10 protein-coding genes and 2 pseudogenes are annotated in these 16,470 nt (G+C 34.7%); 2 read left to right on the plus strand and 10 right to left on the minus strand.

Translation table 11 applies throughout. The features are described 5' to 3' along the window. The first annotated feature begins 44 nt into the window (after window positions 1-44). Both ACFINM_RS03575 and ACFINM_RS03580 read left to right on the plus strand, forming a co-directional pair. Window positions 45-908: a DMT family transporter gene (locus tag ACFINM_RS03575; RefSeq protein ID WP_375640551.1), complete on the plus strand. Its 864-nt coding sequence runs from the start codon at window positions 45-47 to the stop codon at window positions 906-908. Beyond that, complete coding sequence (locus tag ACFINM_RS03580) at window positions 905-2,170, plus strand: acetyl-CoA carboxylase biotin carboxylase subunit family protein (protein WP_375640479.1); 1,266 nt, start codon at window positions 905-907, stop codon at window positions 2,168-2,170. The genes ACFINM_RS03575 and ACFINM_RS03580 overlap by 4 nt, the downstream gene beginning before the upstream one ends. Window positions 2,171-3,141: 971 nt before the next feature. Here the strand turns inward: ACFINM_RS03580 and ACFINM_RS03585 are convergent. The 10 genes and pseudogenes from ACFINM_RS03585 to ACFINM_RS03630 all read right to left on the minus strand — a co-directional run bounded on the left by ACFINM_RS03585 (window position 3,142) and on the right by ACFINM_RS03630 (window position 16,095). Further along, window positions 3,142-5,895 carry an autotransporter outer membrane beta-barrel domain-containing protein gene (locus ACFINM_RS03585; protein WP_375640483.1) on the minus strand — a complete coding sequence of 918 codons (2,754 nt, stop codon included), beginning with the start codon at window positions 5,893-5,895 and terminating at the stop codon, window positions 3,142-3,144. Between the two features lie 946 nt (window positions 5,896-6,841). After that, window positions 6,842-7,291 (minus strand): annotated as a pseudogene (locus tag ACFINM_RS03590) (hypothetical protein). A gap of 161 nt (window positions 7,292-7,452) precedes the next feature. Beyond that, window positions 7,453-7,854 carry a hypothetical protein gene (locus tag ACFINM_RS03595; RefSeq protein ID WP_375613121.1) on the minus strand — a complete coding sequence of 134 codons (402 nt, stop codon included), beginning with the start codon at window positions 7,852-7,854 and terminating at the stop codon, window positions 7,453-7,455. Between the two features lie 364 nt (window positions 7,855-8,218). Further along, window positions 8,219-8,635, minus strand: coding sequence for a hypothetical protein (locus ACFINM_RS03600; protein WP_375640487.1), 417 nt, complete (start codon window positions 8,633-8,635; stop codon window positions 8,219-8,221). 20 nt (window positions 8,636-8,655) lie between these two features. Continuing rightward, on the minus strand, window positions 8,656-8,871 hold the full coding sequence (locus tag ACFINM_RS03605; RefSeq protein WP_375621416.1) for a hypothetical protein: 216 nt from the start codon (window positions 8,869-8,871) through the stop codon (window positions 8,656-8,658). Next, window positions 8,858-9,144: pseudogene (locus ACFINM_RS03610) on the minus strand (hypothetical protein); the annotation flags it as partial. The pseudogene ACFINM_RS03610 and the gene ACFINM_RS03605, both read right to left, overlap by 14 nt. Window positions 9,145-9,864: 720 nt before the next feature. Then, window positions 9,865-11,247 carry an amino acid permease gene (locus ACFINM_RS03615; RefSeq protein ID WP_375613124.1) on the minus strand — a complete coding sequence of 461 codons (1,383 nt, stop codon included), beginning with the start codon at window positions 11,245-11,247 and terminating at the stop codon, window positions 9,865-9,867. Between the two features lie 449 nt (window positions 11,248-11,696). Then, window positions 11,697-12,056 carry a hypothetical protein gene (locus ACFINM_RS03620; RefSeq protein ID WP_375630121.1) on the minus strand — a complete coding sequence of 120 codons (360 nt, stop codon included), beginning with the start codon at window positions 12,054-12,056 and terminating at the stop codon, window positions 11,697-11,699. Between the two features lie 399 nt (window positions 12,057-12,455). Beyond that, complete coding sequence (gene hutH / locus ACFINM_RS03625) at window positions 12,456-13,994, minus strand: histidine ammonia-lyase (protein WP_375640491.1); 1,539 nt, start codon at window positions 13,992-13,994, stop codon at window positions 12,456-12,458. 1,324 nt (window positions 13,995-15,318) lie between these two features. Beyond that, window positions 15,319-16,095, minus strand: coding sequence for a class I SAM-dependent methyltransferase (locus ACFINM_RS03630; protein ID WP_375640495.1), 777 nt, complete (start codon window positions 16,093-16,095; stop codon window positions 15,319-15,321). Between the last annotated feature and the right edge of the window lie 375 nt (window positions 16,096-16,470).

The raw sequence follows: 16,470 nt of genomic DNA on the forward strand, positions 1-16,470 counted from the left end.
CTATTCTAGCATTGTTTTCCATAAGTTGGTTATTATCTAAGAATTTGGTTAGCAATATACCCGTCATGCATGCGGTTGGACTTAGGTTGTTTTCCACCGCTGCCACCTTATGGCTGATTGCAATATTTCGTGAGAAAGCTGTTTTCAGATCCCTACCATTGCTTTCCATGATACCTTCTTTTTTAATTCTCTCAGTGTTAGGATTTTCGCTGTATTTTGTATGCAGCTTTGGTGCATTAAAATCGCTCAAAGCCAGTGATTTAACCATGGTGCTCGCTACTATTCCAGGAATTACTTATATATTAGGTGCATCGACAAATGTCCTTAAATTCTCATGGCTGAAGCTTAGTGGAGTGATAATTGTCAGTGTAGCAGCTGTAGTATTCAATATAAATAGTGGAGAAGGTGGATATTATAACCTGATAGGAGTAGTGCTTGCCTTAACAGCAGCACTTTCTTATTCTGCTTATGGCTTATTGTCTAAACGTTATCTTAAAAATCTACCTTTGCTCACCTCACTGGCTTGGATCACGACAATTTCTGCAGCATCATTTATGCCATTATTTATTTTTGATCCTGCCCCACTCTTCTATCTTAAGTTAGAAGATATATTTAAAATATTGATTTTAGGAACTGTTTGCTCGGCACCAGTTTACGTATTATACCAAAAAGTTTTAGCCGAAGGAGGCGTATTATACGCCAACACTATCGGCGTATTATCCCCTTTTGCAGTGGTTGTATGTGAATGGATAATCGGCTCGAGCCCTTCCCTCAATATGATCAAAATAATTGCTATGATTGTAGTTGTTATAGGGATGACACTCTTATTTATAGATGCATCAAAGGTATCTACATGGCAACAGAAACGTCGTGCCCAAAATTCCAAATTTAATGAGGAAACAAAATGAAAAAACTCGCGTTAGTTTGCCAGCGCAATGCAAAATTACCATTTATATTTGAAGCAGCACAAGCAGCTAATATCGAATTAATAATGATCTATGATACCGCTGAAAGCGCTCCCACTCAACACCCCGCAGCAGTCACTTCAACTTGGCAACTTCCTGTTTTTGATAACCCAGAGGCAGCTCTAGACACTTTTGCAACAGGAGCAAAAGAACGCAATATTGCTGGGGTTATGACCCTTCGCGAAGAAGCCATCCTATGGACAGCTTTGGCTGCAAAAAAAATCAATACTCCAAGTATTGAACCAGAAGTAGCAGCATTAACCAGAAATAAATATCTCATGCGTCAAACTTTCGCTAAAGCAGGCTTAAGAACACCAGGATTCTTTTATATAGATCATCCAGAAGACCTATCAAAAACACAAGCCTTGGATTATCCAGTCGTTATTAAACCTGTCTCTGGATGGGCAAGTGCAGGCGTCATGTTAGCTAAAAATTCCGCTGAACTTCCTGATCTCATTAAAGCCGTATGGAATGTTCAGCATAAAGACATGGCACGTTTTAATGATAAAAGTAAACCTGTAGGCTTAGTCGTAGAACAGTATTTGCCAGGAAAAGAGTTTGTCGTAGAATGCTTTGTTGATACAGCAGGTGTACACGTTCTATCCGTTGGAGACAAGGGACAGCCTGAGGGACCATGGTTTGAAGAAACAATTTATCGTCAACGATGTGATATAGATGATCCTTTAATTATTGCTTTATGTGAGGCTGCATGCTCTGGAGTTAAAGCTCTTGGTATAAATATGGGAGCTGCTCATGTAGAACTACGCTTAGATGCCAATAACTTACCCTATATAATTGAGATCGGTGCTCGTATAGGTGGATCAGGTGTTTCCCATTTTATTGTCGAGCAGGGCACAGGAGTTTCATTTGCAAAACTATGTATGAATGCCGCTTTAGCTGAAAAAAACTTAGACCTTCCCGATATACTCCCAGCTAAAAAAGTGGCGGCAAATTATATTATTCCTCTTCATGGGTATGGACGGTTTTCTGGATTTTCAGGTCTAGATAAGGTTGCACAGCATCCTCAAACCGCCAGAACTATCATTTTCTTTGAAACCAATCACATTTCACCACCTCCACCAGCATTTGGTGGATATCCTGGTTTTATTTTCTCTGTTCATAACTCAAACGAAGAAGCACGCAATTACCATAAATGGCTCGATGATACCTTAAGCATCATATGGAAACACCATGTTTATCAATAGCCCGATAAAGATATTTTTACTGTCCCTGAACTTTGATATAAATCTTATCGATACAAACGAAATTACAATGCGAATGCGATTGCCTAAAACTTTGCAAACGTTTTTCCATTAAAGATGCATATTTAAAAAAAACAGGAATTGAGGAAGATATAATCTACTTTTACACCCCATTTTAATAAAAGCTCTTCAATGTTTCTATATTTGAAACAATAATAAGAACTTATGAACGATTTTTTTGATACGATCAACCTCTTCTCCCCACGTCTTAAAAGAAGAAAAAAAATCTTATCTCCCCACTTTGATATAAAACTTATATTTCATATCTATTTAACAAATAAGACAATGATCTTGTTCATATATTCAATACAGCCATTAGAACAATTTTTTTAAAGGATTTATCTTTATTAAGAACTGAAGATATTGAATTTGATGTTAAAAGTGATCATGCTTTACCACTTTTCTTATTATCCATCGACAACAATGCAAACGATACGAACAGCTTCAAAAACGCTTTTTGCAAAATTTTAAAGCAAAAAAATACGCATCATCCACGAAACGATCGAGCTGTATATTGTACATATCTCCTCCTTTGCTTAACAGCAAAAGCTTTTAATCAACAGTCAATATCTCCCTGCCTTTCATGATTGATATCAGCGACCTCAAACGCCAGTCTTTACAACATGATAGGATAATAAGGCTACTATTTTAAAAAGCTGATGACAAACACATCCCCAATATTTATAGCAAAAATAACACAAATAGATTTACAGTCTCATTATCATTTTTTTTGAAGCATTTAAGCTCCCCTATCAATCAGATAAAAAATAAATCAACGTGATCCTTCCATACCTATTAAAACACATGATACCATTATTAAAAGAAGCAATTAAAATTCTGCATCATCAATGGTTTAAATCACGACAATAAAACAAAACTTTAAAAATCACATTTATTATTTTTAAAAAGATTTATTAAAAATGATAGCGCAAACCACTAGAAAAATGAACTCCAGAAAAACCAGCCTTGGTTAACCTATGCTGATAGCTAAGATCACTGTGAAGTGTAACTTTAGAAGAAAACTGCGCATTGATACCCAAACCTGTTTCTAAGGAAGAACCGAAAGAACCCAACTGGAAAACATCTTTAAAATGAACAAATTGTTCTTTATCAAAACAATGAGCAAAATGAATATTGCCATAAAAAGAAGTGATCCAATCCTTATCAGAGGCTGTAAATGTTTTACTTAAACGCCCACCAACACGCACAAACCATTGATCTATTTTTTTCATCTCAACATCAAATCCATCAATATCACGAAACTTATCAAATTGAAGATGTTGATAAATAAGCTGAAGTTGCGGATCAAAAATAAGATCTTTATATCCTGTCATAGACACTTTACCAGCAGAAAACGACACGTTCAAAGGATTTGCTTTTAATGTCGCCGTCTTACCCCAAACACGGCTACGCACATCCCCTTTAAACAAACCATAAGATAAAAGACCGTCTACGTAAAAATCAGTGTAATGTTTCACACTAGCATATGCCGTAAATGACCATTTATTAAATGTACTCTTTTGACTTTGTTCCACGTTATGAGGTTGTAAGGAAAGCTTTCCATAGGTTCCCATAATCCCAAAAGATGTCGTACTATATGCACCCTCTATTGTTTTGAGCAAAATATCTGTTTTTATAGCGTTATAATCAACATGACCATCGTACCCATATTTAAGTGTAGAAAGATCTGAGACATAACGATAACTCCCACCATAACCGTGGACAGATAAAGCAAAGTTCCCTTCAACTTTTAATAATTTACGAGGGATAGACCGCCTAACTTGCAACTGCTTTTGTTGATGACTAATATCCATGAGCCCAACATGAAACAAAGCATTTGGTAACAAAAGATAGGTCAGAACTTGTGGAACAACCTCTCTGACCTTTAACTCAGAAGGGGGAATAGCAGACACCTCTAAAACAGGCTGAATATATTTACTTTCAAGGCGAAAATCCCAAAAATCTCCATCTCCTTCAACCAATCTTTGAGAAGTTTGTGCATTTCCAAGAGCAGAAGCTGGACCATAAGCATGAAGATAATATTGGTAAGGCAAACCCTCTAATGCGATATAAGCACGATTTAACTGAAAAGAATCCTCTGCCGCTTTTCCAGAAACCTGAATAAGTGAAATACTATGAGCATTTTCACCGGTTGCTATCTCACCCTGATTTCCTGCAACAAATTGCACATAAACTGTTGTTTTTCCAGAAACATCACCATGTATTAAAAGCCGATCAGTTTTTGTATTATCAAGCAAACCATCCCTACTGAGATACGTATTGAGATAAATATCTGCCCTATCTTGCGCACTATAAACTTCTTTTTCTCCCTTCCCAATATGAAGTGTCTGATACTCCTGAAACATTGGAGTCTCAAAAGCAATAAAACTATCAGAAACTTTCACAAATGAAATAGACGAACTTGTACGGTTTGCAACTTGCAAATCGATCTCTCTTCTTTTTGTCAAAAACCATTTTGATCCCCTTGTTAAATAAAGCTCAGCAATAGAATCATCGGCAACACGAGTCCCTCCTATCAATGAAGAAGAATTAGCCAAAATCGCTACACTTCCCCCTTTTTCAGCTGTTAATAATAAGTCACCAAAAATTTTTGTACCTTCTGTTACTCCAATATAAATACGACTGTTATGGCTATGAACAGCTGTCCCATCTGGAACCTCAAAAATCGTCCTTTTCAAAAAGACAAGCCCCTGTTCATACGCATCATTTTCCCCATCCCTCTCAAAATACATACCTTGTTTGTTACCTATTGCTTTAATTGTTGAATCTTCAATATTAACCCGCGAAATTAAAATATTTCCTTCCCTGCCGTTATTGGATGGCGTGTTAGAATCTTGTCCAACTGTTAAAATATGAACATCCGTAGAAATAATATTCGTATTTTTTACATAAACAGAACCCTGATGTTTTACATTGAAAACTGTATGTATAATTTTTTCATTTGTATTTTCTTTGTCTTCTGTTTTTTGATATTTTGAAGCAATGGTAACACCATCTAAAGTCGCACTCCCCCCTCTCCCCACATAAAGCGCAGCAGCATCATTCACATCAATAAATCCACTTTTCATCTGAATACCCGCATCAGCACTAACGAAAAGAGCACTCTCTTGACCGATACCCAAACCTTCCACTTTAATTTTTGTATTCGTTAACGTAACAGATGCTCCTCGCTTCTCTGCATAAGCAGCAATCTGAGAAGCCTCAATTGTTCCACGATTAACCTCAATCATTCCACTATCAGCTTTAAGACCTATTGATACATTTTTAAAAGCTGAATCGCTCAAAACAATTTTTCCCCCTTGTGATACAAAAACACCATAAATATCTTCTATACTTGCAGTCCCTTCAACCTCTACACGCATTGCCTCAATAACTGTATTTGGCTCCTGTACTACTATAGCAGCAGGTAACATGAGAGAACGATCCTCCCCATTCTTTTTTTTAACAGGCGCCGTGAATTTATATACTTTATCACTAATTGTATGCTTTGAACCATCACTGCATTCATAAGGTAATTTGTTTTTGTCACATGACAGTGATGTATATGAATGAGAATGTGCCTCAATATTTATATTTAACAAAAAAGAAAAAATAGCTGCTGTAAAAACGCACGAATACAAGTGATTGTTAGATACCTTGACTATCATTGTTTTTCAAAACTTTCTTTTTTCAACAAAAACAAAAAATGCTGGCAAAAAAATAAACCACAAATTAAACACAACAAGAATAAAACGAACAAAATTATTTTATTTTTATGATAAATTACAGCATTCAATAATATGTTTTGTGTTTTATGTAAAGAAAGAACAAAAAGTTTAAAAATACCATTTAGGAGGACAATCCCTCTAAAGAAGGCATCTCAAAAACCGCTGAAAACTGCAATTACAAAAGGCCCAAAAACCAATCTTAAAAAAACGTGAAAAAATGCGAATTTTGAAGAGATATAATATTCAATTTATCTCACCACCGAAAAATAAAAATACAACAAAATGAGAATAACTTCTAAGATTAAACGATTAAAACGTTTTAATAAAACACAGCACAAAAAGATACAGTATACGAAATCTATAACCGCATCATCTCTTCAACTACAACAAAAAAACAAGAAATTGCACACTAATGTATAAGCTGATGTACACAATTTCTATATTAAAAATGCTAGATATCTAACAAAGAAATTTGAATAAATAAAAAACTTCTCCTAATACCCTATCATCAATGATTTGAATTAATAAATGTAATATTTTAGATCTTTTGATAAAATCTAAAATACAGTAAAACACTCACCATTCTGAACTTAAAAAACACCAAAATAAAATTTCATCAAAATTAGCTCTATGAAAGCTATCTGTTTATTATCGTTAAGGAAGATATTTTAGCAAAGCTATTATTTGCCATTCTTTATATTGAATAAATTTCTCTAAACAACAACTCACTCTCCTCGGCTAGCATCATCTGACAACAACACTATTGCCAATCTCGTAGCTGATGAATATAACTACATTAGAGACAAAAGAGCTATATTTCTCTCTTCTCCCGTTTAATATGTTTATTTAATTATTGCTTTAAAAATTAACGTTCTACTGTTGATGATCACTTGTGCAAAGCTTTTTTTATTTTCTGGCGCTTTTTATCATTTTCAAAACGTAACATCAAATCTCGCTCTTGTTTTGTCGAATTGGTTACACCAAAAGTATCATTGTCCATAACCTGCTGATACCCTGCTACCATTAAATTGACTAAAAATGAATCACTTCGCGGCGTTGATGAAAAATAGATTCACTTTGAATCTTGTAATTTGTACCGATAACCTGCTTTAGTCATGCACTCATAAACTGCTGCAAAATCACTTGCACGCGAATCCATATTTTTAGAAGAAGCGTAGATTGGTTTCCAACCACATTTTGACAGTGCTTGTTGGACCATAGACTTACTGACACCAGACTTTTCCCATAATTCTAACGTCGATGGGGGAGGTTTGCTAATACACCCAGCAGAGCTTAATAAAATTATAGCAATCAATAATTTCAATGTTTTTTTCATTTCCCCCTCCGTCAATATTTACGATAGAAAGACTGATAAATCTTCTAATATTTTCTCACACGCAAGATGACTTTTGTTAGCATATAGATATTGAAGAAACAATCCCACCCCCCATGCAAAAACAAGAATGGAAGGATTTTTGATTACAGCAGCCTCAATACTTAAGGTTGACATTCAGGTTGTTCTTTATGCTCTTCACAATGAGGACTATTCAAACGCCTCTCTACACTTCGCTGAGGAATAACTGCATCAGGCTGACAAATTGGAAGATTTTTATATTTCTCACACCACTTCATTCTTCCCAATTTATCTTGGAAACCTGCTTGGATCATACATGCATTCACAGACTCCTCAGCATTGAATTTCTCATCAGTACTTGTTTCTGTATCAAGACGACCATCAAGATGCTGTATTCCACATTCTAACAGAGCTTTTTTGATCTCAAGCTGATCAGCACCGGATTTTTCCCATGCATCTACAGCTGTTCGAGAAGGCTGCTCAGGGTAGCATCCAGCCATAACAAATAAGGTTATCCCGCTTAATAATTTTAAAATCTGCTTCATTTTCCTATCCTTGAGTAATTTTGATATTACGAAACAATCTATAAATTATTTTACATACTGTTTTTTATTTCCAAAACAATGATGAACATTATCAACCTATATTATTTTATCTTTCCGAAGATTATGCCATAATTATTATATCAAAAATACGGTAAAATTATTACTAAAATCATCTATCTATCAACGATATGCTTATAATTATTATCAATATTTTGATTACAACCAAAATAGATATTTTATATTATTGCGCCAACAGTTGTGGTACCCATAAATAAATAGCATTGACATGCTGAATTAAGCCCCCCCCGCGTACGGGTATGAGAAACATGAAGCTAGGGATTGTGATCGTCACAAACAGCAAGACTTAAGGTTTGCATTCAGGTGCATTTTTATATTTTTTACAAAAAGGGCTGTTCAAGCGCTTCTTGACACTGCGCCTCGGGATGACAGCGCCTGAACGACAAATCGGCAAGTTTTCGGCTCTAAAAGTATAACATGGCCCACCCGCTCTTGCTACCTCTTCATCTTTATAGCGGAAACCTGATTGAAGCATGCAAGCATAAATTGTTGCTTTTGCATTGATGCTCTGCTTTCTATTTTCTGGATCGACATCATAAGGAGTTGGCATACCACATTCTAACAAGCCTTTTCCTATCTCTGTAAAATCAGTAACACCATTTTTCTCCCACGTAGCCACCTCTCCTAGAGGAGGTTTATTAAACTGGCACCCAGCTATACCCAATAGAATTATCGCACTTAATAATTTTAAGGTTTGTTTCATTTTTTCCTCCATGATTTAATTCAAGGCTTTTGTTCTAAATGAGATGTGCCATAAAACTTTTGGCATTTCGGACCCGCATCTCCAAGACAGGTATGGGAGCTTATGGGATTCATGATCACTCTCCACCATTCTGTCCACCAGTTACTATCAGCAGGTGCTGTCTCGTAAGTATAGTCATTGCCGCCAATAATTCTGCTTACAAAGTCAAATCTATGCCCATCAAAAACCTGTTTCATGCGTCTGTGAATGGCTGCTATGATGGTCTGTCATGCCAACAATCGTCATACTTTCCCCCATTACATTGATATCTTGACCAGAAATCAGATGAGAAGCAATAATCGTAGCATCTCATTGTACATCCATATCAACATTGCCTGTTGCCTCAAGGATAGAGAGAATTGTTGTTGTGTGTGTTCAGAGCTATCGGACGATTTCTCATGCAAAAAGCCACTTGATGACGACTGTTTTTGCTGATCGTAGTGTTCTTGAGCACCTTTTATGGTAATATTGAATAATTTTGCACCGAAATACAGTTGCGGAGTGCATTTTGTCCGCCTCCACTTGTGATAAAAATTACTCTTGTATCAATATTAAAAAAATAAGTTTGATCCTTCCTCTTGTGAAAGCAATAAGAATCGTAAAACTGTCACACGTTCATTGTTCTCTTTAATTTACTCTTCTATGAGATTTTATTGTAATACCTTGCTGCTGTTTATTAAAGTTTTTGTAAAAACAATGATACAATGCCTCATGTAACTTTGTTATCCACTATTTTCTACCAACGCCAATCCTCTTTGAGAAAAAATACATAAAGAACTTTATCTTCGTTTCTAAAAGCAATAGTAATTTTCTAAACAACAAAATTTAAGCAACCAATTTTTTAAAGAGCTTAAAAAACAATTCTTACAATAACTTCTCTTGTAAAACAGAACTTCATTAATACGTTTAGAAAAAGATATCTGCCTATAATCTTGTATCTGGTAAAATCTATTTGCGCTGTTAGGCATTTTAACCTGAAAGACTTATATTGATGGCACAGCTCACCATCAAAAAACGTCTAATATTTATATGATTTGGTCGTTACCGTAAGCAATGGCTCACAAAAACTTCCAAAGCAAAATAATAACGAGCAGATTTTTTCAATCTAGATTGTTCTAACCTTTAGAGAAAACAATCAAACACCTGTTCTCCTGATGACATCAGCTATTTGTTTTGAGTTTTTTCTCTATTCACATTTTATTCAGCTTCTTTTGCTTAAAATTATAAAGTTTAAGTGCATAGAAACAAATAACAAGCCAAGCAATCCAAATAACACCTATAATTAAAACTGGTCGTGTCTCATCAAAATACCATAGGAGAATAAAAATAAAAACCATAAATAAAATAGAAAAAATCGATCCTATTGGCCAAAATGGAATGGGAAATTTTAAACCATTCTGAGCTTCTTTAGGCATCTTAATTCGCATAAAAAATTGTGACAGTAGAATCATCATCCAAACAAAAACTGTCGCAAATGTTGCCATTGCGGCAATAAGAAAAAAAAGCTTTTCATGATAAAAATAATTAAGGACAGCACCAAGAAGAAAGATACCGAAGATCATCAAAATAACAAAAACTGGTATACCATTTTTTGATAAATATTGAAACTTTTTTAAAGCATAACCTTCCTGCGATAAACCATGGATCATACGACAAGCACCATACATTCCACTATTCATTGCTGAAATAGCCGCTGTAACAACAACAATATTTAAAATATTTGCTGCATACGAAATCCCAAGATTTTCAAAAATGGATACAAAAGGGCTATCCATAAGACCAATCTCATTCCAAGGATAAAGAGACATTAAAATAGCTAACGTCATGACATAAAAAAGCAAAATACGAACTGGAGTAGAATTAATTGCCTTTGAAATCGTTTGATGAGGGTTTTGAACTTCCATAACTGCCATGCCAATGATTTCTATGCCACCAAAAGCAAAAACAACAACACTAAAGCAAGCTAAAAAACCAAACCAACCATTGGGAAAAAGTCCACCATTTTTCCATAAATTATGAACAGTAACAGTAGAAAAATCTGCACCTTCACCCCACCCCCAAAAAATAATTGCTATTCCTAAAATAATCATCGCAATGATAGCGATAACTTTAATAGAAGATAGCCAAAACTCTAGTTCACCATAGACTTCTACAGCCGCTAAATTAATACCTGTGATGATTAATGTAATACTCAGTGCCCATACCCAAGGAGCAACATCAGGATACCAAAACCCCATATAAGTCGCAAAAGCTGTAATATCAGCCAAACCAACAAGAATCATCTCAAATACATATGTCCATCCCGTTAAAAAACCTGCTAATGGTGATATGTAATTTGCCGCATAACGAGCAAAAGAACCAGGCAATGGATTATGAAGTATCATCTCTCCTAGAGCCCGCATAACCATAAAAATAGCTAAACCAGCAATACAATAGGCAATCAAAACACTGGGACCCGCAAGCTTAATTGCCTGTGCAGACCCATAAAAAAGACCTGTTCCAATAGCAGAACCAAGAGCTAAAAAAATAACTTGGCGCTTACTCATACCCCGTTTCAGTTCATTTATTGCCATTTCTTTCCTTACTTTTTGAAATGCTGACAATCCACACCACGATAACAGCCCTATGATAAATAAAGCCTCATGTTTCTTTCACAAATATATTTCAAAAAACATCGAAGACCAGCCAGTCCAACACTTTGCTCTAAACAATGAAAAAATACTTTTATTGCGAATTATTCAGCTTTTATAGCCTACAATTTCGTATTATTTTATTCAAATAAAGTGATAATGAATTTTTTCACAATTGTCATTTAATTCATTTCGTATTCTATAGTTTTTTACAGAGAAAATTAACCTTAATGTAAGCTAAACTTTTAGGCTTCTATTTCGGTGCACTGAAATAGAAGCCTAAAAATTCATAACAAACACATTAACTACGCATAAAATTAATTTTTTGTTACTTTAAGCAAACTTTCTTTAAGCCCATAAAACAAACTTTTTATGCCAATTGAATAGCTCAATCAATGATAATACGAATCTCGCAATTCTTCAAAAGCATGAGAAAATTTATCTACAACCCATCTTTTAAGGACTCCAGCTGCCTTAACGACAAGCTTTCCAATGAAAAAAAAATATACGATAAAAAGAGCATCTTTGATTGTTGGTCCGATGATAGCGTTCTCATTACCTCTGGGAATTTGCCCTGAGATAGCAATAAAATCTTTGTTTTTCGCTGAAATAAGAGGCTCTTTCTCTTGAGCCACTATCATAATGAAAACTTCCTCTGGAAAGCTAGCTCTCCTAAAATTTGCATGAATCTCAAGAATTTGAGAGAAAAAAAGAACTGTTATTGAAACACATAATTTAGCACTTTTAAACATTCTTTTCTCCTTTTTTATTTTAAATATCAAAAATGAACTATAAAATTCATAAAGTATTAAAAAATAAGAAGAATATAAAATAAAAATTTTATTTTTACTTGATACAATACATATATCATAATTTATATTTATAAAAATACAATATCACGAATATATAATTCGTATATATTATTTAACTTATATTAAAATTTCTGATATAAATCAGAAAATATAGGTGCTTTAATTTTATAGTTTCTATAAAATAACAAAATATCTAGTTAACTACAAAAATCAGATATATACAGTAATAAATATATAATTTATTAAATAATTCAAATATAGTATTGCTCCTCTATATTTTCATATGAGGAAGTTTCAAAATTCAATATCCCCCCTTCAGCATTGACCTTAAAACAAATACTATTGAAAACTTAATGAAGGAAAAATTGTTTCTGGTAAAACAGATAATAAGTGCCCTTCACGCACAAGTATATGTGCTTGATGAAGATCTGGAGCCAGATAGCGATCTTCCTTAAGAGAAGCAACATTTTTTCGTAAACATTCCATAACAGATTGCAAAAAAGTACTTGTTTTTAAAGGTGCACGATATTCAATTCCTTGTGCCGCAACAAGCGTTTCAATGCCAATAAGTGTAAAAAGGTTTTCACTCATGACCAATAACCGACGCGCTCCATGGCAAGCCATTGAAACATGATCTTCTTGATTAGCTGAAGTAGGTGTTGAATCAACGGAAGCAGGATAGGCCATTTGCTTATTTTCAGACATTAAAGCTGCTGCTGTTACTTCAGCGATCATAAAACCTGAATGAAGACCTGGATTATGCGCTAAAAAAGCTGGAAGTCCATAAGAAACAGCTGGATCAACCATAAGAGCAATACGCCGCTGAGAAATAGATCCTATTTCACATAAAGCAAGAGCGATCTGATCAGCAGCAAATGCTACAGGTTCTGCATGGAAATTCCCACCTGATACAACTTCACCATTCCTTAAAATCAAAGGATTATCTGTAACAGCATTTGCTTCAATAATCAGTGTTTTTGCTGCTGCCAGCAAAATATCAAAACATGCCCCCATCACCTGTGGCTGGCAACGTATACAGTAAGGATCTTGTACACGCTCATCACCCCGTAGATGTGCTGCACGAATTTCTGAATTCTCTACAAGTTTTTCTAATGTTTTCGATACGGCAATCTGCCCATAATGTCCTCGTAAAATATGGATATCAGGATGAAATGGCGCCGTTGCCCCCATGAGGGCATCTGTTGTCAAAGCTCCTGCCAGCAATCCACCACACAATGCCCGATAACCTCGAAAAAGACCGGCAAGTGCAAGGGCTGTTGAGGTTTGAGTCCCATTAATAAGAGCGAGACCTTCCTTTGCCTTTAAAATAATAGGGGACAATCCCGCTTTTTCTAACGCAGCTGCTCCACTCATACGAATATTTTTAAAAAATGCTTCTCCCTCTCCCATCATAACAGCCGCCATGTGAGCAAGTGGGGCGAGATCACCGGAAGCGCCAACAGACCCTTTTTCAGGGATGACAGGAATGACGCCTTTTGCAAGCATATTTTCCAGCAAATTTACCAATTCTAGACGAACTCCTGAAGCCCCTCTTCCTAAAGAGATAAGCTTTAAGCTCATTATCAAACGCACAATATTTTCAGCTAAAGGCTCTCCTACCCCACAACAATGGGACAAAATAAGGTTTCTCTGTAAAACAGCGACATCGTCCGCATCAATTTTAATGGAAGCCAACTTCCCAAAACCAGTATTAATACCGTACACAGGCTCACTTCCAGCAGCAATTTCAGCAATGCGCTGAGCCCCTTTCTCGATAGCTAAATGCGTGTCATTATGAAGTTTACTTACTTCACCATTAAAATAAATAGCTGCAAGCTCACTAAGCGTCACCTCGCTCGGTTTCAGTATAATAGTCATAATTTACTTTCTTTTTTTTATCAAAGTATAACGTTTAGCATTATTGATCCTTCTATAAAACAAAAAAAACTATAACGACTCTTTAAAGCGAGAATGCTTTCTTAAAGGTATTCCTTACAATGGAGTTATTATCCAAAAGTAGAATAGTTGACGATAAATGAAAATGAAAATGAAATATTGACAAACACAACCAAGGTCATGGATTTTAAAAATAGATAACGCATTAATTTATAATTATAATCTAGCATGATTCATATTAAATGAGAGAGCGGAATATCTTTAGACTCTCTCATTCCAAATCTGTGTATGTTGAATCAATCAAAACCATTCGCTTGCACGTCATAAGCGAAATTGGCGTATGGATAAACTGTACAAAAAAGGACTACTCCTCTTATGAGCCGTGTCAAGAGCTGTCACAACATTGGGAAATGACAAAGTGTGTGATGGTGCAGGCTTATTCTTTTATGAAGCGTAAAGATGGAGAACTCAATGGATTTATCATCAAGCTATTCCTACTAAACTTATAAAAATCTTAAATAGATAGCTGTCACAATCTATCATGATTGCAAAAATTAAACTCTATAGAAAATTAAAAAACTTATTCAACACATCACAACAGAGAAGAAATTGAGCTTATTTGCCACTTCTAAAATTGTATTTAAAGCGCCAGATTAAATCTTGAAAAACACATCTTCAATAAAACCACATAAGAATCGGCCTAACCCGTTATTTAAAATAGAAAATAAAAGAAGTTTTCTTATATCAAAAAAAAATAATTAATATATTGTTTTATATTATATCTTTTAAACAGAGAAATGCTTCATATAGCATATTTATATTTTACTTTTTTGTTATACTGAATCTAAATTTAGAGATAATTTCAAAATGAGTTGTTTTTTTAAGGTTCTTCCAAGCCATTACCTTTTTTACTACAAATTTCTGATTATGATAATTTTTTGTACTTTTTCAGTTATTTTTGTCAAAATTTATTAAAAACACTCTCATTTAATAATAAAAAGCAATCATAAAAACAAAGAATTATCAAACATTTCTATTCAATCTACCTCTTTCCATTTTATAAAATAATCTGTTGTTAAACTGCAGTAAAGAAAGCGCTTCGATGCTATAATGCAGAGCATAAGTTTTCTATTTAAACTCTCTCATATTAAATGAACAATGAAAATCAGCGGTAATAAGATGTCAATGTGAATGCTGAAGAAGAAAAAACCTTTCTCTCTCAAAGTCTGACTTAATAAGGCGTTAATTTTCTGAATACCGCCCACTCTGATGTGTTAAAAGAGCAAAAGCAATCATCGATATCGGATTATCCTGCATACATATAGAGCTCACTTTGATACAAAAGCTCCAAATTGCCTTGCACTTCATATTTCTTTATCAATGCGACCAATTGCCGCAAATATTCTTCCCCATAGCAAGCAATAGCGCGTTGCACTTGCGTTGAAGAGCGGCTCATTCCAATAAAAGCTTCAGATGGGATCATCATCGTCCAATTGTGCGTATGAAAAGAAATCTTTTCTGGATCTACCCCAAAGCCATCACTCATTTCCTGTAAAAAATCAAAATTACGATAATAACGGGAATAATTTGGACTCATCTTCTCTAACAATGTCTCATAAGCCTCTAGAAATTCGCTATGCTTGAAATCACGATTATTTTGAATAACCGCCATGACACCATTGACCCGAAGTTGATCTGAAATAACGCAAAGCAATTTAGGGCGATCCATCCATTGAAATGCCTGCGCTGCAACGATAAGATCTACCTTGCCTATTTGAAGCAATAGATCTTCGGCTCGGCCCTGATACCACCGCACGTTCGGAAATTTTCTTCGTCCCTGCTTAATCATATCTTCCGATACATCAATAGCATGATATTGATGCTCGTTGCCTAAAAATTTAACAATCCCCTCTAATGCGATGCCTGTCCCAGCGCCTATATCCACGATGGACAAATTCTTTTTGTTCTTAAAAGGAAAGAGCATGGTTTTAAATAAAGTAAGGGGATAGCGAGGACGATAACGATCATAATCATTAGCCAATCCATCAAACTTTTCACTTTGCCGCTGAACACTTTCTATCATAGGACTTTGTCTCTCCTTACAGTTGCTGATATACATAATTAAAAGTCTTTTTATCCAATACGTTAAGCATAACTTCTAAAGGAAGAAAATAGGAACTGCCCTTACCTTCTATTTTTCTATAAAATTGATCCTTACATTTTTCTCTTTTCCAGTTATTATCTGCACATTTTGAAACCCAAAACTCCTACGAAAATAATATAATTTTCTGTAATAATAATTAATATTAATATTATTGATCTTTTATAAGATGACATCTATATTACTATTATTATTTTAATATCAACAAGTCACTTAAGCGTACCTAAAACGCAGAGAGATATCAATTTATTGATAAATACGCCTGTTTATAAAGTTCAAAATACTTTCCACCAAGAA

The organism is Bartonella sp. AA168HLJHH, from assembly GCF_042197365.1.
GTDB lineage: Bacteria > Pseudomonadota > Alphaproteobacteria > Rhizobiales > Rhizobiaceae > Bartonella.